The following is a 22,014-nucleotide window of genomic DNA, read 5'->3' on the forward strand; positions in this document are numbered from 1 at the left end:
CTCAACGCTCCTTTCTCTTCCTGCGCTTCTTCTTTGGGGCATGATGCTCAGTCGCAGGCATTTTCTCAGCACGGTCCTTCGCTTTCTCTGCGGCCTTCGCAGCCTGCTCTGCCTTAATGTCTTTCAGTTCCTGCCGTACAGATGGCCGTACCCGTTCTCGATTAGAGATATCCCGCTCGCTTCGTTCGCTGGGCCTTGAGATAGGCTCGGACTGAGGGGATTTTGTCGTCCGAGCCTGTGCGGGGTTTGGTGTATGCCCCTCTTGCTCCTTGTCCGGTTTCTGCAACATGGAATCTACCAACTGTGCCGTTTTATCCGACTCGGCTGCGCTGCGCTCCGGTTCCGGAAATTCCTCTGCGGCTTTCTCGCGGCGGCTGCGTTCGATTTCACTCTTAACGCTGCCCATATCAACCGTTGCAAGCTGAAAACGCTCAAAAATGCGGTTGATCTTGCTTGCATCCTCCGCTCGAACCATCACATCCGTAATACCGTCATCAGCATTCCTGTCCTTCAGCACGCAGTACAGCACACCATACTTCTTGGATGCCTCGCAAAACTGCTTCAGATCAGTGTCCTTCACAGCAAAGACTTTCAGTTCTTTGCCGCTTCGCAGCATATTCGTCAGCCGCGTCTTACCCTTGGTCTTTTTCTGTTCACGCAGAATGGCATACAGAAGAACAGCGACCTGTTTCGCGCCTGCACCGGTGATTTTGGCGGCAACTTCAGCCCCTTCCAGCGACATTCTCACGACCTGTTCTGCCGCGTCGCCCGAATAACTCATGCTCATCTCGCTCCTTTCGTTCCAGTTTCTTCTGTTTATTCAGCCGTTCCAACTTCTCTCGCACTTGTTCGGAACGCTTTGCTATTTCACTACATAAAACCACCTCCTTTCGCTTCGCTCTGATCTCCGCAGTCAGGTCCTTAATCTGTGCCTTGACTGCATCATCAACACCATTTCTGCGTTTAACGCATTTCAGTTCATTTCGCAATTCATGTCGTTTTCCAACGAGTGCCTGTACCGCAGCTTCTACATTTGATTGATATGCAGATAAATCTTCACCTGTACGGATGTGGTTTCTTGCCAAAAGCCTTGTCTGCGCATCCAGTCGATCCAGTTTGGTAACATCCTCTTTCAGTAAAAAAGACACCCGCTTTACGGATGTCGGATGCTTCACCAGAATATGCAGTTCATAACAGTATCGAAAATACAGGGCTTGAAGGCCTGTCACTGATCTGCGCACGTTTCCGCGCACTCGATATTTACGTGGTGCATGATGCTCTACAGCAGGAAACGGATACTGCTTTGAGATGTTGTCCAAAATACGATCTTTAATCGCATCGAGCGAATACTCCTCGCCCAGCTTGTGAAAGCGAAAATATCCTTTGGCATCCGGCGGCTTGATTGCGGGGTATTTGAGCGGCTCACCACTCTTTCCGCGCGTCTTCAGTTCATACCCCATCTCCTGCATGATGCGGATAAAATCCCGTTCCGTAGTCGATGCCCGGATTGCCCGGTTAATATCAGCGCGAATCATGCTGCGGTACGTTGGTTTGCCATTCTTTTCGGCAGACCACTGTGCGTAGTGTTTTCCTTTGCCGCTCGGCACATCAATCACAGAAATTGCATGCTCTCGACATAAGCGATCTGATATTTTTCTCATCTCGGCATAATCCGACTTCGAATTATTGAACTTATAGCCGTCTGCCCATGAAACCGAGTTGATTACAAAATGATTGTGGTAATGGCCTGTGTTGCAGTGTGTAGCAATTACAACTTCAAATCGTTCTCCCCACAATTCTTCTGCTAATTCCACTCCGATTGCATGGGCGGTTTCCGCTGTCACTTCACCTTCCGCAAAAGACTGATACCCATGGAAGCACAACCGCCCATCAGGTTTTCCCCAGTATCGTTTCGTTTCCATCATTTGCGCTGCTGCATCGTCTTCTCGGCAATTCAGGCACGAAACATATGCGCGTTCCTCCGTCTTGATTGTATCCGCCGCATATTCAATCACGTTGTCAATTGCATGAAGTGAAGCTTGTGCCACCAAAGATCTTTCCCTTGTCTTCGCCGGATTTCGCGCATAATTGATCACATGGTCCAAGCGACTCTTGACCGGCCAAATTGAAGTGACTGCCATATCAGTCTTCCGGCATCGTATATGCCGCCGTAATCATCTTCTCAACTTTGCGGTTCTCCGTCAGCGCTTCGCGCAGCTTGGGTACATCGAGCATGCCGCGCGCATTCGCCATGCGCAGGATCTGATCGATGTTGTAGCCAACGCGACGCACCTCATTGATCAGCATCGGCACGTCTGCAGAAGGCGCTTCCTTGATCTCCGCGCCATTCAGTAGGTGGCGGCAAAAGCTCTCACGGGACAGGCCGGACTTGCGAACCTTCTTGGTCAGGCTCTCCAGTTCGTCCTTGGTAAAATAGATTTCTACACGGCAATTTCTCTTACGCATATTTTTCTTCCTTTCTAATTGTCAGCATGGTATACTGTGGTCAGGAGTTGATTTTATGACTACACAGCAGTTTAATAGACGTGTTGCGGCAGTAAAGACCGCTGATGCAATTAATGCAATCGAAGGTGCACCAGTTTCTGATTATGCCCGGATGCTTTCTCTTAGCTGGGCGAAAGGCGAGATTACTGGCGAACAAATGAAATCCGCACTAATGTCTTTTCATCGAAAGATTGCATCACAGGTACACCAAAATGGCTGATTTATACTTGTATGACGATGTGCCTGTTCTCCGTAATTCGTTAGGCATTAAAGATGAGAACACACTTGATCGAATCGAGGCAGAGCAAAGTCGGGCAAACATGATGCTCCTGTACGAACGCGGTTTTCATGACTTCACCCCATCGGGTCTCTGTGAAATCCACCATTTTCTTTTTGGCGATTTATATGATTGGGCTGGCAAATACCGCATTATCAACATTGAAAAGCGTGAGCGATTGTTAGCTGGTCGCAGTGTTTGGTATAGCAATGATGAGGAAATTCCCAATGATTTGGAAAGTGCATTTTCCGCACTATACCAGCCGAATTGGGATAGTCTGACTCGTGAGCAATTTGTAAGTGCTATCAGTCGATGCTTCCCTCGTATTTGGCAGGTTCATCCTTTCCGCGAGGGCAATACTCATACCGTAGTAATGATGATGACTTTTTTTGTCGAGCAGCACGGCTATTTCATGGATCAGGAATTGCTCGCCGCCAGTGCTGGTTACGTCCGTGATTCTTTCGTCATGGCATCACTGGATCAATTATCTGAATACGAGCATTTGGAACGAATCCTCTTAGATGCTGTTCAAAGCGCACCCATTCACTATGATGTTGAAACGCTCTGCAACTCGATTTCCCCATCGTCAGACCGCTATTCCAAATATCAGAGAGAGCCCTACAAACCTCTACCACATTACAAGCGTGAAACTTGAAGAACGCAGACTGTCATTTCCCACGACAGCCTGCGTTCTCCTTTTTTATTCATTCTGTTAGAGCCAATAGGGGTCATAGGGGTTCTCGCCCCTGTCAAGCTGGATTTGCACAATCAAATCCGTTGCTTGTTAGACCGATACCGCTATGCTCTCTTACGGCAGTTCGGTATTCTGCCTTTTTCAGCGCTCCCGTTCCTTATCCGATTTGACCGGCATCGGAATTGCAAGAATCTGATCATCAATCTGCACAAATCGTTCAGGGCGCTTATACTTTTCGGTGTAGCGCTTCAGCTGTTCCTCGCTCAAACTCTTGAAGTTCTCCGTACTGCAATCGCACACAAAAAAGTTTCCCGCCACAATATCATAGATGCGATTGTCTTCATCCCGCAAGGCGCGGTTCAGCGGAAGTCCCTGCAGCTTGCCTTCCTCATTGCAGACCAGACACACAGTTTCTTCAAACGGATAGACCGCCTGAATATAACCGCTAACCGTTTTCTGCATTCCTTCTAGAGAACCATCAATCTCTGCAACACGCGCTGCCTTGCCCGGCTCCACCAGAACAACTCGCATCGTTCTCGTATCCAGTTTCTGTGTCTGTTCGGGCTCAAACTTCACAGGCTGAAAGCCAATGCTGTCACAGAAATAGAAGCCAGCATTTTCACCGTTAACAATCTCGACCACATCAGAAACCGACAGCGAGTGTCCCTGAAAATCTTCCGGGCAGTCACAGTTGAACATCTGATATACGCCTTCCAGCGTATCGACCTCAACCGCTCCCTCAAACACCTTATCGTAAATCCCACTGTTTACTTCCGAACTTCCCTGAAACTTATCAAGCTGAGAAAGTCCCAAGTACGCAACCCGGTCGTCATCTCTGCTCAAATTGATCTGATAGATTATAATGTCCATCATCGTTCTCGCTCCTTTCCATTCCGATTTACAATCTCCATTCGCAGATAATCGTTCACATCTTTTCCGGCTCGCGGCGGGCGGTTCAGGACCGTATACTTCTTATCTAAGCCGCCCATAATACTTTCCGCCGCTTGCCGACCCACCCGGTCATTATCCAGATGCAGAACCACCTTCGTAATCTGCGAGTGGTCTTTCAAAAACTGCTCCAGCGCTACCGGCACTACATTCGCCCGTTTACTCGCGAACACGCCTGCCAGCGACAGATACGCGATTTTTCTCCAGTCTTTGTGATACATGATTTTCAACGATGCATAGCTCATGGCATCAATCGCGGCCTCAAAGACATGAACCTCTCTAACTGGTCTGTCATCCGCAACCAGTGCAAAGGAAAAGTGCTTATCACTGCCGGTTGCCTCACCCTTGTAATCCGTAGTCATGGAGCGCAGCGCTGCATAACGCCGGGTTCCTTTGGTATCGTATCCGACAAAAATAACATCATTGGCGTTCTCTGACTGAAACAGCAATCCGTGTTGAATGCAATATGCTATGATTTGCGGATGGATTCCTCGGCTCTTTAGATACGCCTCTGTTTTGCTTGTATTGGTGTCCAATAACGGCAAAAGCAGCTTTCTCGGGGCAGGCGGCGGTTTCTCGTAGCATATCGGCTGAACAGCCTGCCCGTTGAGCATTTTCACTGCCTCCGGGAACGACATCTCCTTCACCTTAACCAGATAATCCAGCGCCGACCGACCGCCGATATTTTGCGAAAACCAATACCACTTTCCGTTACTGATTTTCAGCGAATCATGCGTTCTGGTACAGTACGTTTCACCCGAAAAGCGCACCAACTCGCCCGGTTCATACGCTCTGAGGTATGACAGCAGATCCATCTTTCTGGCATTGGCGATTTCTTCTTTTGATACAACCGGCATTACCTCGCCTCCCAGTTCCGGTCCTTTGCCGCTTTCCGCTCTGCAAACGACTCGATCGCACCGCGCACCGTTTCCATGTAGTCGGTTTCCAGTTTGCTGAAATCCTTGAATACGTCGTCGAGCGGCCCACGCTGTTTGAGCAGTGCCATCGCCTGATCGTCCGGCAGATTCAATTCTTCCATAGACATCAGAATATCCTCGCGCACAACATACTCATAAGCATGGGAAAGAATTTCCTCTGGCGGACACTGAACGAGCCACTTGCGATATTTGTCCTGCTCACGCTCCATCTTCTGATAGAGCGCAGTATTCAGTTCCTCGTTGTTCATTTTCATCACCTTCCTAATTTCAATTCACAGCTGATACGAAAGCAGCTATGTAGGGTAGGGGAGGAGATTCCCCTACGCAAGTTCATTCAGGCTTTATGAATCACCCGTTTATATTTGGTATCCGAGTTCTCCATATATGAATTGATGATTCGGCTCTGCTCCTTGGTTTCTGCGTATGCTGTTACGGTCAGCGTCTTGCGATTCCAGTCCAGCGTATAGCTATCTGACGCAACATTGGTAATATGGTGTTTGGCAAGGTAATCCCGAAAGTCCTGCATCGCTGCCATATCATCAGACATCACCACATTGACATAGGTGCGATCCTTGGACAGCTTGTTATTGATGCCGCTGACCAAAAAGCAGCCAACACCACTGGCCACTGCTACAGTCAGCGTAGTCAACATGCTATCTGCCAGAACCACACTGCGTGTAATCCAGAAATAAAGAAAGCTGGAAAGCGCAATTGCTACGCCTGCCAGCAGACTCCGGTTTCTCTGAATCATAATCGTTTTTACGGTGCTCAAGGCGTTGTCTGCCATCTTAGCGATAAACAGCAGGCCGAGACTCATTGCTGTTGTCAAACTCTCATCTCCTCATCGTTCCATTTCGCGTTTCTTTTCTTTCGGCTCCCCCTCATCGGGTTCGCCGTCCACAATTTCATTCTCCCGCTTATCCAGATTGAGTAGAATGTTCAGTTCATCCAGTCGTGCCAGCTTGGTTTTCAGTTCATCTTCCTGCGGGAACGGCTTGTCCACTGCCGCCTTGGCATTGGACAGTTGAACCCTTGCATTATCCAGCTGTGCTTCGCACTGCCGGAGATCGCTCTCCAATCCGGCAAGCATATTATCAATGCGCTGGATATTGCCAAACAGGTCTGTACCAAGAGAAATCGGATGACTGAGCTGGCCTTTCAGATTCAGTCGATACTCCTTTGCAAAGGTGTCAAACGAGAGGACCATGGCAAAGCCCCGATACATTCCGATTGGAATCGCATCAGGGCTTGTCATATTATGCGCCGCTGCCAGCAATGCGCTGCCCGCAGCTTTCTTTTCGATATAGGCGGTTCCCTCGACCTCCATTGAAGAAAAACCGTCTTCATTCGGCATTGTCTGTGCCTCTCGCAGCTCAATATCACTCTTGTATCCGCTGATTTTCTGTTCCAGCGCCGCAATCTGATCGGGAAACGCTTTTGCGATCTTATCCTCCAGTGCATATCTCTGGCTCAAATGGCTTGCTTTCAGCATTTTCAGCCGTTGAACTGCAATGTCCAGATCCATCTTTTCCTTGATATACGGATTACCGGTACAAAGTGCTTTCACCTCGGCATAAGATAATGCTGTTTCATCAATATCCTCCGCCGATCGGGCCGGTGCTTTGGAAGTCATGACCTGACCAATGAACTTTTGCTTTCCCTCAACCATCTGATAGAGGTAGCTGTCGAATGTATTCTCTGTTACATAGGTGTAAATCTCAACTTCCGGGTTCTCATTGCCCTGACGGATAATGCGGCCTTCGCGCTGCTGTAAATCGGACGGTCGCCACGGGCAATCGACATGGTGCAGGGCGATAAGCTTTTTCTGGACATTCGTACCGGCACCCATTTTCTGCGTTGAGCCAATCAGCACTCGGATTTCGCCGCTGCGGACTTTGCCGAACAGTTCCTTCTTCTGCGCCTCACTGGCTGCATTATGAATATAGGCAATCTGATCTTTGGGAATACCCATATCCAGCAGTTTATCCCGAATGCCATCATAGACATTGAAATTTCCATCGTTATGCGGCGTTGACAGGTCGCAGAACACCATTTGTGTTGATTTCTGTTCCGCAGTTTTCTGCCAGATTTCAAATACATTCTTTGCACAGGCACTGACTTTGCCATTCTCATCGTCTGGCAGCATAGGGTTCATCAGTCGCTGATCCAGTGCCAGCTTACGGCCATCGTTGGTGATAAGCAGCATATTGTCTACGCTGGAATCAACCATACGATTACGCACACGCTCAGCTCGTTCCGAGAGGTCCTTTACCATTTCCACCTGATACGCCGACGGTTTCAGCACAACATTGTGATAATTTGCTTTCGGTACCGGCAGCTTGAGCATATCCGCCGTTTGAATATCCGCCGTCTGCTTAAACATCGACATCAGCTCCGGCAAGTTATAAAACCGGGCAAAGCGTGTTTTCGCTCGATACCCAGTCCCCTCCGGTGCCAGTTCAATGGCAGTAACAGTTTCGCCAAAGGTGCTTGCCCAGGCATCAAAGTGCAGCAGGTTTTTCTCTTTGAGCGTTCCATACTGAAGATATTTCTGCATCGTGTACATCTCCACCATGCTGTTGCTGATTGGGGTGCCCGTCGCAAATACTGTGCCTCTGCCACCAGTAATCTCGTCCAGATAACGGCTTTTCATATACAAATCACTGGATTTCATCGCCTCCGTCTGACTGATACCGCCCACATTCCGCATCTTAGAAAATGCGGCAAGGTTTTTATAGTAATGTGCCTCGTCCACAAACAGTCGATCAATACCTAGTTCTTCAAAGGTAACAAGGTCATCTTTCCGGCTCTGGTCGTTCAGCTTATTCAGCTTTGCCTGCACTGCTTTTTTAGAGTGTTCCAACTGCTTGACCGAGAAACGATCTCCGTTCTGTTCTTTCAGTTCTCGGATACCGTCCATGATTTCATGGTACTGCTGCTCCAGAATATAACGCTGCCGCTCAACGGACATTGGAATCTTTTCAAACTGGCTGTGGCCAATAATAACGGCATCAAAATCGCCGGTTGCAATTCTGCCGCAGAAGCGTTTGCGGTTCTTTTTTTCAAAGTCTTTCTTTGTTGCAACCAGAATGTTGGCAGAAGGGTACAGCTGTAAATACTCTGCCGCCCACTGTTCTGTCAGGTGATTCGGCACGACAATCAGCGATTTTCGGCACAGTCCAAGCCGTTTGCTCTCCTGAGCTGCGGCAACAATTTCGAAGGTTTTCCCTGCTCCCACAACATGTGCAAGCAGCGTATTGCCTCCGTAGAGAATGTGTGCAACTGCGTTCAGCTGATGCTGCCGGAGCTGGATTTCGGGGTTCATACCAACAAATTTCAAGTGAGTTCCATCATACTCACGGGGTCGCAATGCGTTGAACTGCTCATTGTAGAGCTTGCACAGCCGTTCTCTTCTCGGCTGGTCTTTCCAAATCCAGTCCTGAAACGCTTGCTTAATCAATTCTTGCTTACCCTGTGCAATTGCTGTTTCTTTCTTATTCAGGATCGGTACTCGTTTTCCGTTTTCGTCTTCCACATAGTCGAAAACACGCACATCCCGCAAATTCAGTGTATCCTCAATGATCTTATAAGCATTTACACGATCTGTACCATAGGTGCTGATCGCGTTGATATTGCTGCGGTCATAGGACTTGCCCTCTACATTCCACCCGCCGGTGTAGCGGGAATAATGCACCTTCACTTTCCACTGTGCGTAATACGGCGTGTCCAGCAGCTGATACATGAATTCCTGCACCACATCTTCCGGAAGCCATGTTGCGCCAAGACGAACCGAAATCTCGCTTGCAGTCAGGTCCGTTGGCTGAACTTCTTCCAACGCGGTCACATTCGCTGCAAATACCGGCTCACTTTCTGCCAGTCTCCGCGCCACCGCCAATTTTTCACGCACATTGCCCGAAAGGTACTCATCTGCGGTCAGGTATTTCGCCTGAGTGCCGTTCTCCTCATAGAGCGGATTCCGAAAAATGACACCACTGAGATCTGCAAATACTTCTTCTTCCGTTTTACTTGTCAGCTGCATCATATACGGCATATCCACCTTTGCCTTTTCGCCCATAGAAACTGCCAGAGCTTCCGAGGCGGTATCAACGCTGGTAATCTCCGTGTGCTGCCGGATTGTGCGCTTGCTGAACATATCTGCCTTGCGCACGAAGTTTCCCTCGTCATCCAGCACTTCCAAGGAAGAAAGCAGGCAGAAGGAACTGTCATCAGCAAAAACAGATTTGTTTGCTCTGGTATTGATGCGCCCATACTTCTTCTCAAATGCATCGTACAGGGCATTCAAGTTAGTCTGTTCCTGCTGAATCATTGTGTCCGGGTAATCTTCTGTCTGATATTCGATCAGCTTACGGACACACTCGCGGATTGCAATTAAGCCTTTAACTCGGTTTACGCCGGTTACAGACAAATCGACCGGGTGCATGATGCTGTTTTCCCGATAATAGACTTGACCATCTACAACAGTAAAGCTGAAGTTGCGTACGGACGGGTCAGCCGGGATAGAGCGATCTTCCTCCTCACTTTCCGGGTCATCAACTTCGTACTCCATCACAGACCCATTGATATTTTGAATTGCATCCGTCAAGAGCTCTTCCAGACTGCTGCCGTTAGTCGGCAAGCAGGCCGTTTCCGGACCATATGGACCGCTCACTTCCTGCATGGTTCCAAGCACCATATTCGGATTATCTACAAAATACTGATTCATGGGCAAACCATTTACATCAATGCCAAGGTTGACCCATTCCGGCAGCTGATCGACCATGCGATCACGTTTTTGCAAAATGAGAATATCTGTGGTGACTTCTGTTCCCGCTGCATCCTTGAACGTATTATTGGGCAGTCGGATTGCTCCGAGCAGCTCCGCTCGTTGTGCCAGATATTTGCGTACAGACGGATTTTCCTTATCCATCGTGCCTTTACTGGTGATGAACGCGATAATACCGCCGGGCCGCACCTTATCCATAGTGCGGGCAAAGAAATAGTCGTGGATCAGGAAGTTATACTTGTCATACCGCTTGTCCACAATCTTAAAAGAGCCAAACGGCACATTACCAATGGCGGCATCAAAAAAGCTGTCCGGCAGATCTGTTTTTTCAAACCCACGAACAGCGATAGACGATTTCTGATATAGCTGCTGCGCGATTCGTCCGCTGATGCTGTCCAGCTCCACGCCATAGATTTTCGAGTCGGACAGATTATCCGGACGCATACCGATGAAATTGCCAACACCGCAGGACGGCTCCAGAATATTACCACGCTGGAATCCAAGCCTTTCTAAAACCTGATACATCGACCGAATCACAACAGGCGGTGTGTAGAACGCTGTCAGCGTCGATTCGCGCGCGGCTTCGTACTCGTCATCGGATAGCAGTGCTTTCAACTCGGCATAATGGCTGTTGCGCTCATCGAAACAGTCTGACAGCCCACCCCAGCCAACATATTGAGCAAGTTCTTCCTGCTCCTGTAGCGTTGCCAGCCGGTGTTCGGCCTCCACTTTTTTCAGCGTGGTAATGGCACGGATATTTCGTGCATATCGCTCCCTCGGCGTTCCGACACCCAGCAGATCATTGGAAATATGGTACTCTGCGCGTTCTGCATCCGGAATTTCCGGCAGCAGTGTCAGCGGTGCCGCTATCTCCTTTTTCCTTGCAGCTGGTGGTATAAGCAAAGTTTCCTTCGGTTGCTCTGGCTTCTGGCGCTGTGCAGCATACTCGTTTTCACCAAAGGCAATGAGTTCATCGAATGTCATATTTGCAAGGGACTCATTCAGGTCACTCAAATCCGCAAACTGAATCCGGGCAATTTCTTCATTGTCCACCGCATAAAGCATACGACTGTTCTCAAGATCTACATCCACCTGAATACTATGCTCGCCGTCACCCGTTGTGCTGTACGCCAGCGGCACTGCGGTCAAGTCGCTGAAATCCGCTTCCTCCTCAAAGCACTCCAGCGCGTACAGGTTGATCATGCGTATGCTTTCGTTCAGCAGATATTCTCTGTGTCCCTCTGCGTAGTCCACGACTGCAAAGCCCTTTGGCGGTGTTCCAAGGTCTGTCAGGAAATCCTGTGGAATGGTAGTGCCGTTCTGGTCACGATACAAGGTAATGGTAAACGGTGCACCTGTATCTACGTCTTCTTTGACTTGCTCGACAAGCTGGGTTTCGTCATCATATTCCACCTGTTCCCCGACGTGTCCGTTCGAGTCCAGATAGTCCAATCGACCAACAGCCAGCGGTTTTACATCTGCTGTTTGTTCGCCACTGCTTTCTTTCGGCTGGTCATTCAGCGGATTTTCTGCAATGCGCCGATCAAAGTCACTGCGGCTCAGTTCTTCGTTGAACAGCGGGTACTCCGAATCATACAACCGAACCATATGATCGTCGATTGCAAGAATTTCATATTCTTTAACGCCCAGATAAACCTTATCGCCAAGTGAGTAGTGCCGCTGCACCGGTTCTTCTTCATTTGCCGGGGCAGCAGTCGATTGATCCGCTTTCGTTGAAGACTGTTCCGCACTGATTCGCTCAATTTCTGCCTTACTCAGATACCGTCCCAGTGCAATCAACTCACCAATGCGCTTCTCAACAATATTCCAGGACAGATTAACTGCCTTGCTGCCGTCATCATGCAGTTTGCTGAGGTGAATCCCCTTTGCATCATACTCCAGCCAGTAGTCTGTACCGGGAATGGCATCAGAATGGCCGCCGATTCCGTACTCTCGCCGCAGAAACCGAACATTCGCTTCTGTTCCTTCCTGCTTGAGAAACTGTTGGTAGATGCGCCGTTTTCCGTCTTCAAATCCGCTGCCACTGCTGAGTACATAATCAATCGCGTCTTGCGGCATAACAAAAGCCGAGTCTTTTTTGGACTCGGCTTCGCCAATCAGAGAAAGCTGTTCATTTACGCTGGGCAAAACTGCTTCATCCGGTGAAAGCCACTCATGCAGCACGATCATTCCGGTAATATGGTCTGCAACCGTGCTCCACTTCATAATCACTCTCTGATCCGGGTCGCTTGCCGAGCCTCGCCACATCATAAACACTGTGTCAAATGCTCGATAGCCTGCCCGCTGACCGTTGCTCAGTATCATTTCGGTGAACGTGTTATCAAAGAACGTTTTGATAAAATCTGCACGTTCATTCTTGTCCTCATGGTCAGAAAAAAATGAAGCGATTTCTGTCCGATGGCCTTTCAGCGCATCACTGGTACGCAGCAGCTCATTCTTTTCCTCATCGGAGTGGTAATACGGCGCCTTGGAGTCCTTGTACCACTCATCGTGAAAGACCTCCAATCCGGTCGAGCCAACGGCCCGCATCGTGGCAGCGCCAATATCTCGCGTTACCGGTACACCAGTTCCTTCAGCACGATTTCCTCCGCTGCTGCCTGGATGTTGTTCATCAGCCCGACCCACTTCATCTGGTTCTCCGCTTTCAGGCTCTCGTTCACGCCCTCCTGCTTTGCCATCTGCGCGGTCAGCGTTTCCATCATCTCGTTCGCCTGACGGTCGATCTCCTCCAGGTGCTGATTCAGCTTGCCGGTCAGCAGCATCGCTGTGTACGTGCCGTTCCGGTTCTCCCGAAGGAATCTCCGCCGCAGCATTCCATACCTCCCAACCTTCGGTGCCTCCGGCACGATCAGATCCGGCAGATAATACTCGCCCTCCTTGTGATAGGTCACTTCCATATTCAGCGCTCCCTTCTGTTGTTGCTGTTCTGTTCACATCATACCGGCTGTCCGCCGGAACCTCAAATGTGCGATTCTGATTTCTTTCTTCTCGCTGCAAATCCTGCACTAAAACTGCGATTTCGCGGAGCAGAACCTCAGACATATCACTGACTGCTGCTCCCAGAATGGAGATAACCTCTGGCGTATTAAAATTGCAGACCTTGTCCAGAGAATTTCCGAAATATGCTCTGCCCGGAAGTCCACTGCGGATATGCAGCATATAGCCGACACTGTAACTGAGTGCGGTCAGCATTTGTAGGCGTGTATTGTCCTCGTCCAGCTTTTCCAGCAGGCTGCCCGCTTTTGCCTCCATCAGCTCTGCCAGATAATCCTGATAATTATCATTAACGAATGTGACCGCCACATTGAGCAGACAATCCTCCAGTGACTCATGGGTATCAACCTCATATCGTTCTGCCAAAACCTTTTTGACAGGCTCAACGAATCTCTGTTCCATCTTCCAGATGGGAACTTCTTTGCCCGCTCTGCTGTTGGTGTCGGATACATCAAACACATGACGCAGCTTATACGGTGCATCCGTATCGACCAGCAGCGCAATGCCTTTGGTATTGCGATTAACCCAGCGGCCATGCTTATTCCACCAGCTGACTTCGGCGCAGGCTGTCGCATCAGGCTTCTGTGCGAAAATCAGCAGCTGCTCTTGAAACGAATATTTGAAATTATTCGCCGCAGTGGTCAAGAAGTCCATATAGTGATTCGTATCCACTGTCAAAGTCCGCAGATGTTCCGCCTCCATCTCCGTGATCACCTGATACTTGCTCGGCATCTCGCTCACCTCCATCATCAATCTGAATTGTCACTTCAACAGGAATCGGCAGCTCTCCTAAAAGCGAAGAATACAGCAGTCCTGTCCGGGCATTGGATATTTTCGTCACCAGTCCAGTCAAACGAAAGACCGTCGCATTCACTTCTTCCTGATTTGCTGCAAAGTAGTATCCGCTCCGGTCACTGCAAATAGGAACGCCATCCTGACGCAAGCGATTGATCTTGCGGCGCAGGTTACGCCCGTTCAAGGAAAAAAGCTGCTCCAGCTCTGTGCTCGGAACAGCTTTTTCTTTTCCGGTGTGATATTTCTTCAGATACACGCACAGTGCTGCGTTCTTATCCATACGCTCCTTCCTCCATCATCGTGCATCTCTTTGCACACTTGACAAGCTCTGTTTCGGGAAATCCCAGCCATAGACCTTGCCGATTTCATCGCCCAGCCGGCGGGTTATGCGCGTAATATCCGCCCTTGTTGCGGTGCCGCGATAAATTTTCTCTTTCAGATTCTCAATCTTCGCATCGCTGACACCGTCCTTATAGGTTCGATAGAGATAATGGTTGGTGCCATCATGGTGAACCGCATCACAGCGCATATCACCCAGCCTGTCAACATACCAGGTTACATAGTCGCACTCCGAGAACAGGCAGTCCTTGATGTTGCCGCTCTTGATTTCCTTGTAGCCGCTGTAACGTCCATTCCAGAGGCCGAGATCGACAATCACCAGAATCGGCTTATCCAGCTGAATATCGAGATTCATGCGTTCATCGTCCAGATATTCGCTATTCCGTTCATACATCTTTTCCTCCCGTTCCTGTTCGGAAAGTTCGGGATACTCTGCCTCCAGGTCCTCACGCCAATCCTCGTAATCCAACGAGTAATTGCTCCAAATCAGGTATTTCGGCTCTGTCATCGCGCATCACCTCGATCCTTTGGGCGGCTGCGTGTATTTCGGGTAGTATTCTCCATCGTATCCAGCGGCAGCACCGTGTTATGGCAACGTTCCATCTGTTCGGCAAACTGGCAGATATGATATATCGAGTCCCAGCTGGAGCCGATTTCTACATGGTAATCGTCGATGTACCTGCAAACCCTGTCTATATGGGTTCCGTCTTGCCGCAGGATACGAATTTTACCGCCATCTGGCAGGCGAAAGAGCGCCGTATAATCCGATGTGATAAAGCGAATCCCTTTTTCTGCCTGATGCAAATGATGGTCCAGAAACTCTCTCTTGTAGCAGTAGCAGTAAACCGTATACATTCCTTTCTGTGGATTCAGCCGCAGAAGATAAGAATAATCCTTTGTATCCGCACGGAACGCGAAATCCTGACCCGCAAGGTCAATCGCACTGTCGATCTGACGGTAACAGTACGCTGATACCGCCGCTCTGCTTTTCAGAAAACCGTCATCTTCTCTCAGCTGATTGATTAACTGATTAAACTCGTCATCAAACTCGGGCGTCAGAAGCCTCTCACAATGACTGGTCCAGTCATGAAAGAACTGATCGCCGCTGTCACCCATATCTGCACGCAAATGACCGATACAGCCGGTCTGTCCCATAATCTGGTCAGACTGCGTATAGCAGTACATCTGCTCGGTCTTTGTGGCAGGTCTTACTTCAATATCCATCGTCTTTCCTCCTCATCTATGTGATTTTATACGCTGCTTGCAGTGTATGTAGCCGTACCTTTGCGCTTGTGCAGTTTCGCCCTTATACTAAATTCATCAAAATGAATCGGAGGTACTCCCATGAAACGAATTACATACTTTCTGTCCGGTGCATTGGCGGCTCTGCTGATCAGTTCTGCAACAGTTTCCGCCTTTGCAGCCGGCGGTCTTATCACCCTCAACGTCCAGCCGGCACAGGTCATGGTCAACGGCGAGGTTTTTCAGCCTAAAGATGCACAGGGTCGTGATGCTCTTGTTTTCACTTACAACAGCACGACCTATGCACCGGTTCGTGCGCTGGCTGAAGCATATGGTCTGACCGTCGGTTATGATTCGGCCAAAAACATGGCTACTGTTGACGGTGCTGCACAGGCCGCTAATCAAACTGGCAGTTTTTCCTCTCAGTGGACGGTCACGGAAAAGCCGGTCACCCGATACGGTAATGAGCATATCTTCACTGCCGTTTATTCCGGCCCGCTTTCCATGGACAAATTCAAAAGCTGGTGGAAGTCAATGAATGCCGCTGATCTGAAGGCGCAGGCAGAACAAATGGCTTTGAAGGCTCAGTCTGACCTCCTCGGCTCCGAAATCACCATGTATTTCAGCTTTGGTTCTTATAATCTCGGCACTGCCTTTGCACAATCCGGCTGCACATTCAGCAACTTCGACCCCGCCTCTGTCTGGATCAAGTAATTCTCATGACAACACCCTGTCCATAATGGACAGGGTGTTGTTCTACTTTCGCCACCAGCGCCAAAGCAATACACCAATGACAGTCGCTGCTGCCGCTGTGCCGCAGATTACACGCTTTCTCATTTTCAACCCTCCTCCTGGATAAAAGAACATCGGCCATTGCACAGCAACAGCCGATGTATGTAAGTCTATTCGCTTTTCAGCCCAGTTTGACCAGCAGTTCATCAACCGGATCGGTAATATGTCCCTGCGCCAGCAGCTTATTTCTCCAGATGAGCAGATATCTCCGGAGCATCTGCAATTCCTTATATGTGATTTCCAGCTGAACTGTATTCTCTCGTTTGAACATTTGCAAGCACTCCTTTCTCTTGACTTCATCATATATGCCGTAAGAAGTGTTTGCAAATATGCAAACGGTATGTATGTGGCCTGTCGATTGACAGACCACTGGAAAGCCTTACTTGTACCAGCTTTCCTCAGTGCCCAGAATGGCATTGTGTGCGTTTGCTGCTTCCAGAATATCGCTGTACGCCCAGTAACGGCGGCTTACATCGGGGAAGGTGTTCAGCTTCCTCAGATTATCGCTGACATACTCCAGATCAGCCGCACGGCCAAGCAGTCGGTTCACAATCGTCATGACCTCTGCGCGAGTAATCTGACGGTCAGCGCGGAACGAACCGTCCCCATAGCCGGTGATCCAGCCATGCTTTGCAGCGGCCTTGATATACTCTGCCGCCCAGTAGCCGTCGCTCACATCATCAAAGCTCTTGAACTGCTCCATGATTTCAGCATCACCATCGCCGTACACATCAAAGAAGCGGACCGCCATAGTTGTAAACTCGGCACGGGTAATCTGCTCGTCCGGCGCAAAAATAGTCTTGCTGTGGCCATAGGTCACACCGTTGTTGTTCAGGTATTTCACATAGCCGCTGTACCACGCATACGCAGGCACATCACTGAACTTGGTCTTTGCCACAGGGGAAATGTTGTCCCCATTCTTATCTGCCAGCAGTCGTGCAAAAATCGCCGCTGCTTCGCTTCGGGTCATGTTGCGTTCCGGTCCGAACGTACCGTCCGTATAGCCAACGACATAAGCGCTGTGATGTTCCGTTCTCTCGACTTCGGGAACCGTAACCTCACCGTTCTTATCAGTCTTGCCGGTGGCCTTGTCACCCAGATCGTTCTTCACAATCACATTGATATTCTTCTGCGGCACCTTCTGCGGGTCGGTTACAATCACCGTCACCTGATGTTTGTTGTCCATATCAACGCCCTTGGGCAGTTCAACCGTAATATTGCCGGTCTTGCCAATGGACACCTCAGAACCCTGAATCGGACGTCCGGTGTCAGTGTGAACCACCTTGATCGTCAGCGTCCAGCGGTCACGATCTGCATCTTCGTAACCCTCCGTAATCTTGCCATCCTCGTTGGTCTTTCCGTTTCCAATGGGAACCGTAATCTGACCGGCCTTGTCGGTCTGATCTGCTGCATAGTTATCATTCTTGTCGGTCACAGCGATACGCATACCCTGAACGGCGCTCTTATCCTTTACCAGCTGTACCAGAACAGTGGTCTGATCATCATAGTCCAGCAGTCTGCTGTTCGGCAGACGGATGGAAATGCTGTTGTCCTTGTTCAGCACCACGGACGCATTGGAAACAGGCGTTTTATCCTCCGTATCCGTTACCGTCACCAGATAACCGCCCACAACAGCCTGGCCCTTGCTGTCAGTCATACCGCTGTTGTAGATTTTCTCGATCGGCTGCGTATCCAGCTTTTCGCCGCACTCAGTACACTCCTTGTGCTTGCTGCCTTCGGAGTCCGCAGTAGGCTGCTTATCGATGATCCAGTCACCCGGCTTGTGACCGGTTGCCTTGGTATAATCGGTCTTGCTGGAATCGCCGCAGCGAGTACAGGTCATCATGGTGTAACCCATCTCCGTGCAAGTCGGCTTAGTGATTTCGGTCTTATAGTCATGGCCCAGTGCCTTATTCAGAACCGCACCGCATTTTGTACAAAGCTGAGGCTCCGTACAGGTAGCCGCAGAACCGGGAACATGACCGGCAGCAGCATTTCCCTCGATTTTGTGCTCACCGCAGCGAACGCAGTGATATTCCATCACGCCCTCACCGGTGCAGGTTGCATTCGTCACCAGAGTACCCTTGTCCCAGCTATGGCCGAGCGGTTCCGTATAATCTGTTACGAATGCACTGCCGCAGCCATCGCAGCGATGAATGGTCTTGCCGCCATATTCACAGGTGGCGGGAATCACATGGTCTTCGTACTTGTGTGCCAGAGTCGCAGTAATATCTTCGATGTGCCGCTCTCCGCAAATCGAGCACTCACGAACGGTATAGCCGGGATTGGTGCAGGTAGCCGCAACCGAATGGGTTTCAAACTTGTGCTCACCCTTGGGCGTTGCCGTTTCTTTCATTTCACCACAGCGGGAGCACAGCTCCAGCTGCTTGCCGTCTGCTTCGCAGGTGGCTTCGCGAATCTTTACACTCTGCCATACATGACCCAGAGAATCTACATAATCGCGCTTTTCGATCTTTCCACAGGCTGTGCATAAATAACGATCATAACCTAGCGTCTTGCAGCCGGCCTTTACAGAATCCAGCAGCGTGAAATGATGCTTTTCTCCGCAGCCTTTATCTGTGCAGCAGTTGCCGCCGCAGTTTTTATCCTCGCAGCCGCAGTTCGGGTCAGAGCAGCCGCAGCTGCACTTACCGTCATCCTTAGTGGTTTCATCATGCAGCCAGACGTTTGCTACACCGTTCTCGGTCATCTCTACGCCCTGATAGGTGTAGGTAATCTGATAATACACATCGTACTGTCCCTTGTCGGTATAGTTCGGCGCGCTGGTCATTGTGCAGCTGTCTGCACTGTTGCCGTAGCGGATTTCCGTGCGTACACCGGCATCAGAAAGGTCTGTCACACTGATGGTGTGCGGTGCTCCGTCCACAACACCGTAGTAGCTGGCAACAACGGACTTTGCACCCACATACTCGTATTTTGCGTAGTCGCAGTCCTTGCACTTCTCTACGATGGCAAACCGGCCATTGGCAGGCTGAGAAAGGATTTCTTTCTCCATGTCATGCCGTTCCAGAACACTGCTCTTGGTGTGATTCGTGCCGTAACAGAACGCGCAATACTCACCGCCGGTCGTTGTGACCTTGTGATAGGTACTGTCCACATAGTCATAGTTTTTCTGTTCGGGCAGTTCCTGCATGAATTTCGAGTCACAGTCATAGAGCCAATAGACGTTCTTGCCGAAACCATAATCGTTAATGCTCATGTTGCTGTTGACCGTACCGCAGATCTCACACACGGCTTTCGTCCAGTGATAACCCGTATAGCTCGCGTTCTGACCGGGAACGCCATCCAGGATCGTGCCCGTACCCGAGCCGCCGACCATCGTACCGTCCGAATACTTCACATTCCGGTTCATAGCAGTCTGTCCGTCCCTCGTATACTCCGGAATGCGGAACGCCTGAAAAGAAGTTGCCTTACCGCATACACCACAGTTGAAGGTTTCATGCGTTACAACCGCATTGACATCCAGCTCATTCGTTCGACCGGAAGCCTGCATCCAGTGCTCCGCAGGATCGTGATAGCTGTTTACCTGTGCCGCACCAGCCGAAACAGGAAACAGCGAAAATGCCGTCACTGCCGAAAGCAGCATGGCAACGGCTCTCGTGCCGAACTTTTTCGTTCTAGCTTTCATTTGAGATACCTCCGTTTGTCTTGATTTGCGGCATGAAAAAACTCCACAGTCCTTGCTGTGGAGGAAAATCCGCCGCTGTTTTCTTGTGTCCAATCATAGCTACATTGCAACCACCTCCTTCGCGATTTTGCAGCCCCTATACTTACTTCTCAGGTAGTAATACAGATGGTTTACTAAAGGGGAGAGTGTGAGAGGGGGAATGAAAGAGCAGGGAAGTGGGGACAGTTGTACCGCAAATGGGCATACTTTCCCCATGATGAAGGTTATCTTGCTTGTTCCCTTTTCTGCCGCTCCCTTGCACGCTGATAATATTCCAGCGCCTTGATGATATAATCCTCGGTCTTTTCCAGCGGCACTGTCGAGGGAATATACGGACGCAGCCGTTCTGCCTTGAAACTGATTTTCTCTTTCTGGTTTGGCTTTTCCTCACCAAGAATCGCTTCGATGACCTCCGCACTCAGCTTTCCAGCTTTGGAGAACTCTTTGAGCCGAATGGCCTGCGGGAGTGATGGCGTGGCATCATTGTAGCTGATGCTGTTCAGAAGATTGTGCTGTTCCGTTTCCGTCAGATAGGAAAGCTCCACCGCAGGACGAAACGCAATCTTGTTCTCATCAACCATATCCAGAAGCTCAGGAATGAGTTCTGTCAAGCGGATATAGCGTCTGACTTGTTCTCTGCTTTCTCCTATCTGTTCAGCAAGTTCTTCATTACTACGCGACTTTGACACCACTGGTGTCGAAGTTAAATCCGTTCTCTGACCCTGTCGCTTCATCGCCTCCAGACGCATCTTGTAGCTGAACGCCTTTTCACTCGGAAGAATGATTGAGCGCTGCAAATTGGATTCCACCATCAGAATGATTGCTTCATCTCTGGACAACTCCTTGATTTCTGCGGGAACGCGCTCCAGTCCTGCCAGTTCACAAGCCTTTCGCCGTCGATGCCCTGACACGATCTCATACCGGCCATCTTCTTTCTGACGAAGCGTAACCGGCGTGATAATACCGCGCTCTTTCACGCTCTGCACAAGCTGGTTCATGTCCTCGTCCATTTTGACTTTGAATGGGTGGTTCGGGAAATCGTCAATCTCAGATAAGGGAATATCATAGATACGCGGCAAGCGACTTTCTGCGCGCCCCTCATCATTCATAAACAGTTCAGCGAACCCCGTCAGATCGAGATCGATGTCTTTCTTTCGACTCATGCTCCAACACCTCCTTCGTCACCGCCTCATACGCAGCCGCAACCTTTCCGCCCTTATCATAGGCAAAGATGCTTTGCCCTTCCTGGGCGCTCTCAGCGGCACGAACAGAAAAGGGGATCTGCGTATCAAAGACGCGGACTCGATCGCTTACAGCGGCTCTCAACGCCGTAGAAATGGCTTTTGCGTTGTTAGTTCGGTTATCCACCATCGTCAATAGAATGCCATCGATGTTCAGACGTGGATTGATCTGGCGTTTGACCTTGGCAACCGAGTGCATCAGCTGATTCAGACCTTTCGTTGACAGAAAACTCGGCTGCGACGGGATAATCACCCGGTCAGCCGCTGCCAGCGCATTGATGGTCATCATGCCGAGTGACGGCATACAGTCAATCAGGATATAGTCATAGTTTTTGCTGACCGAATCAATGTAGCTTTTCAGCACATACTCTCGGCTCATCACATTGAACAAGCCGACTTCTGTACCGGACAGTTCGATATTCGCAGGCATCAGGTCAACGCCCTCCGAACTTCTCAATAACCCGAAGTTTTCCGGTAACGACTTATCGTTGATGATGCATTCCATTACATCAGAGAGTGTTTCGCTCAGCTGATCCGGATTACGCTCTCCAAGGCTGATTGTTAAACTGCCTTGCGGGTCTGCATCAATCAGCAGCACTCGCTTTCCCTGTTTCGCCAGGCCGACACCCAGATTCACCGTTGTGGTGGTCTTTCCAACGCCGCCTTTCTGATTGGTAATTGCGATTACTCTGCATTGTTCCATATTGGTTTCCTCCTTTCTCATTTTAAGCTGTCTGAATCAGGCAGCTATGTATGT

The 22,014-nt window shown here is 49.8% G+C and carries 18 protein-coding genes; 3 read left to right on the forward strand and 15 right to left on the reverse strand.

Going from position 1 to position 22,014, the window contains the following annotated elements:
- Position 1: 1 nt before the first annotated feature.
- The 3 genes from DW806_RS02240 to DW806_RS02250 are packed head-to-tail and all read right to left on the reverse strand — an operon-like array spanning position 2 to position 2,466.
- On the reverse strand, positions 2-781 hold the full coding sequence (locus tag DW806_RS02240; RefSeq protein WP_110436363.1) for a PcfB family protein: 780 nt from the start codon (positions 779-781) through the stop codon (positions 2-4).
- Positions 723-2,141, reverse strand: coding sequence for a relaxase/mobilization nuclease domain-containing protein (locus DW806_RS02245; RefSeq protein WP_118360351.1), 1,419 nt, complete (start codon positions 2,139-2,141; stop codon positions 723-725). Before DW806_RS02245 ends, DW806_RS02240 begins: the two co-directional genes overlap by 59 nt.
- A 1-nt stretch (position 2,142) precedes the next feature.
- A complete protein-coding gene (locus DW806_RS02250) occupies positions 2,143-2,466 on the reverse strand; it encodes a plasmid mobilization protein (RefSeq protein ID WP_118285596.1) in 324 nt (107 codons plus the stop codon).
- 55 nt (positions 2,467-2,521) lie between these two features.
- Here DW806_RS02250 and DW806_RS02255 point away from each other — a divergent pair, with 55 nt between their 5' ends.
- On the forward strand, positions 2,522-2,725 hold the full coding sequence (locus tag DW806_RS02255; protein WP_110436360.1) for an antitoxin VbhA family protein: 204 nt from the start codon (positions 2,522-2,524) through the stop codon (positions 2,723-2,725).
- A complete protein-coding gene (locus tag DW806_RS02260) occupies positions 2,718-3,437 on the forward strand; it encodes a Fic/DOC family protein (RefSeq protein WP_110436359.1) in 720 nt (239 codons plus the stop codon). The genes DW806_RS02255 and DW806_RS02260 overlap by 8 nt, the downstream gene beginning before the upstream one ends.
- A gap of 180 nt (positions 3,438-3,617) precedes the next feature.
- Here the strand turns inward: DW806_RS02260 and DW806_RS02265 are convergent, their stop codons facing one another.
- The 8 genes from DW806_RS02265 to DW806_RS02300 all read right to left on the reverse strand — a co-directional run bounded on the left by DW806_RS02265 (position 3,618) and on the right by DW806_RS02300 (position 15,518).
- Positions 3,618-4,349, reverse strand: a complete 732-nt coding sequence (locus DW806_RS02265) for a DUF3846 domain-containing protein (protein WP_118285597.1) — start codon at positions 4,347-4,349, stop codon at positions 3,618-3,620.
- Positions 4,346-5,281 carry a toprim domain-containing protein gene (locus tag DW806_RS02270; protein WP_118285598.1) on the reverse strand — a complete coding sequence of 312 codons (936 nt, stop codon included), beginning with the start codon at positions 5,279-5,281 and terminating at the stop codon, positions 4,346-4,348. Before DW806_RS02270 ends, DW806_RS02265 begins: the two co-directional genes overlap by 4 nt.
- On the reverse strand, positions 5,281-5,610 hold the full coding sequence (locus DW806_RS02275; RefSeq protein WP_118285599.1) for a DUF3848 domain-containing protein: 330 nt from the start codon (positions 5,608-5,610) through the stop codon (positions 5,281-5,283). Before DW806_RS02275 ends, DW806_RS02270 begins: the two co-directional genes overlap by 1 nt.
- A gap of 86 nt (positions 5,611-5,696) precedes the next feature.
- Positions 5,697-6,191, reverse strand: a complete 495-nt coding sequence (locus DW806_RS02280; RefSeq protein ID WP_118285600.1) for a hypothetical protein — start codon at positions 6,189-6,191, stop codon at positions 5,697-5,699.
- A 12-nt stretch (positions 6,192-6,203) separates the two neighbouring features.
- Positions 6,204-13,358 carry an N-6 DNA methylase gene (locus DW806_RS15585; protein WP_442861137.1) on the reverse strand — a complete coding sequence of 2,385 codons (7,155 nt, stop codon included), beginning with the start codon at positions 13,356-13,358 and terminating at the stop codon, positions 6,204-6,206.
- 427 nt (positions 13,359-13,785) lie between these two features.
- Positions 13,786-14,235: a hypothetical protein gene (locus tag DW806_RS15355; protein WP_199677247.1), complete on the reverse strand. Its 450-nt coding sequence runs from the start codon at positions 14,233-14,235 to the stop codon at positions 13,786-13,788.
- A 15-nt stretch (positions 14,236-14,250) separates the two neighbouring features.
- Positions 14,251-14,802 (reverse strand): hypothetical protein, encoded by a 552-nt coding sequence (locus DW806_RS02295; RefSeq protein ID WP_118285601.1) that lies wholly within the window; start codon positions 14,800-14,802, stop codon positions 14,251-14,253.
- Positions 14,799-15,518, reverse strand: coding sequence for a hypothetical protein (locus DW806_RS02300; RefSeq protein ID WP_118285602.1), 720 nt, complete (start codon positions 15,516-15,518; stop codon positions 14,799-14,801). Before DW806_RS02300 ends, DW806_RS02295 begins: the two co-directional genes overlap by 4 nt.
- 120 nt (positions 15,519-15,638) lie before the next feature.
- On the opposite strand from DW806_RS02300, the gene DW806_RS02305 reads away from it, so the two are divergent.
- The gene (locus DW806_RS02305; RefSeq protein ID WP_118285603.1) at positions 15,639-16,250 is read left to right on the forward strand and encodes a stalk domain-containing protein; all 612 of its coding nucleotides are present in this window, start codon (positions 15,639-15,641) and stop codon (positions 16,248-16,250) included.
- Positions 16,251-16,449: 199 nt separating this feature from the next.
- Here DW806_RS02305 and DW806_RS15360 read toward each other — a convergent pair whose 3' ends face one another.
- The 4 genes from DW806_RS15360 to DW806_RS02320 form a co-directional block, all read right to left on the reverse strand.
- Positions 16,450-16,599 (reverse strand): hypothetical protein, encoded by a 150-nt coding sequence (locus DW806_RS15360; protein ID WP_199677249.1) that lies wholly within the window; start codon positions 16,597-16,599, stop codon positions 16,450-16,452.
- A gap of 108 nt (positions 16,600-16,707) precedes the next feature.
- Positions 16,708-19,977: an S-layer homology domain-containing protein gene (locus DW806_RS02310; protein WP_118285604.1), complete on the reverse strand. Its 3,270-nt coding sequence runs from the start codon at positions 19,975-19,977 to the stop codon at positions 16,708-16,710.
- A 263-nt stretch (positions 19,978-20,240) separates the two neighbouring features.
- The gene (locus tag DW806_RS02315) at positions 20,241-21,179 is read right to left on the reverse strand and encodes a ParB/RepB/Spo0J family partition protein (RefSeq protein ID WP_118285605.1); all 939 of its coding nucleotides are present in this window, start codon (positions 21,177-21,179) and stop codon (positions 20,241-20,243) included.
- Positions 21,133-21,960 (reverse strand): ParA family protein, encoded by an 828-nt coding sequence (locus tag DW806_RS02320; protein ID WP_118285606.1) that lies wholly within the window; start codon positions 21,958-21,960, stop codon positions 21,133-21,135. Before DW806_RS02320 ends, DW806_RS02315 begins: the two co-directional genes overlap by 47 nt.
- Positions 21,961-22,014 lie beyond the last annotated feature (54 nt).

It is taken from the genome of Butyricicoccus sp. AM32-19 (assembly GCF_003480365.1).
Taxonomy (GTDB): domain Bacteria; phylum Bacillota; class Clostridia; order Oscillospirales; family Butyricicoccaceae; genus Agathobaculum; species Agathobaculum butyriciproducens.

Coding starts and splice junctions, on each gene's coding strand:
- DW806_RS02240 (WP_110436363.1), bottom strand. CDS start 781: ATGAGTTATTCGGGCGACGCGGCAGAACAGGTCGTGAGAATGTCGCTG.
- DW806_RS02245 (WP_118360351.1), bottom strand. CDS start 2,141: ATGGCAGTCACTTCAATTTGGCCGGTCAAGAGTCGCTTGGACCATGTG.
- DW806_RS02250 (WP_118285596.1), bottom strand. CDS start 2,466: ATGCGTAAGAGAAATTGCCGTGTAGAAATCTATTTTACCAAGGACGAA.
- DW806_RS02255 (WP_110436360.1), top strand. CDS start 2,522: ATGACTACACAGCAGTTTAATAGACGTGTTGCGGCAGTAAAGACCGCT.
- DW806_RS02260 (WP_110436359.1), top strand. CDS start 2,718: ATGGCTGATTTATACTTGTATGACGATGTGCCTGTTCTCCGTAATTCG.
- DW806_RS02265 (WP_118285597.1), bottom strand. CDS start 4,349: ATGATGGACATTATAATCTATCAGATCAATTTGAGCAGAGATGACGAC.
- DW806_RS02270 (WP_118285598.1), bottom strand. CDS start 5,281: ATGCCGGTTGTATCAAAAGAAGAAATCGCCAATGCCAGAAAGATGGAT.
- DW806_RS02275 (WP_118285599.1), bottom strand. CDS start 5,610: ATGAACAACGAGGAACTGAATACTGCGCTCTATCAGAAGATGGAGCGT.
- DW806_RS15585 (WP_442861137.1), bottom strand. CDS start 13,358: ATGCTGACCGCACTCAGTTACAGTGTCGGCTATATGCTGCATATCCGC.
- DW806_RS15355 (WP_199677247.1), bottom strand. CDS start 14,235: ATGGATAAGAACGCAGCACTGTGCGTGTATCTGAAGAAATATCACACC.
- DW806_RS02295 (WP_118285601.1), bottom strand. CDS start 14,802: ATGACAGAGCCGAAATACCTGATTTGGAGCAATTACTCGTTGGATTAC.
- DW806_RS02300 (WP_118285602.1), bottom strand. CDS start 15,518: ATGGATATTGAAGTAAGACCTGCCACAAAGACCGAGCAGATGTACTGC.
- DW806_RS02305 (WP_118285603.1), top strand. CDS start 15,639: ATGAAACGAATTACATACTTTCTGTCCGGTGCATTGGCGGCTCTGCTG.
- DW806_RS15360 (WP_199677249.1), bottom strand. CDS start 16,599: ATGTTCAAACGAGAGAATACAGTTCAGCTGGAAATCACATATAAGGAA.
- DW806_RS02310 (WP_118285604.1), bottom strand. CDS start 19,977: ATGAAAGCTAGAACGAAAAAGTTCGGCACGAGAGCCGTTGCCATGCTG.
- DW806_RS02315 (WP_118285605.1), bottom strand. CDS start 21,179: ATGAGTCGAAAGAAAGACATCGATCTCGATCTGACGGGGTTCGCTGAA.
- DW806_RS02320 (WP_118285606.1), bottom strand. CDS start 21,960: ATGGAACAATGCAGAGTAATCGCAATTACCAATCAGAAAGGCGGCGTT.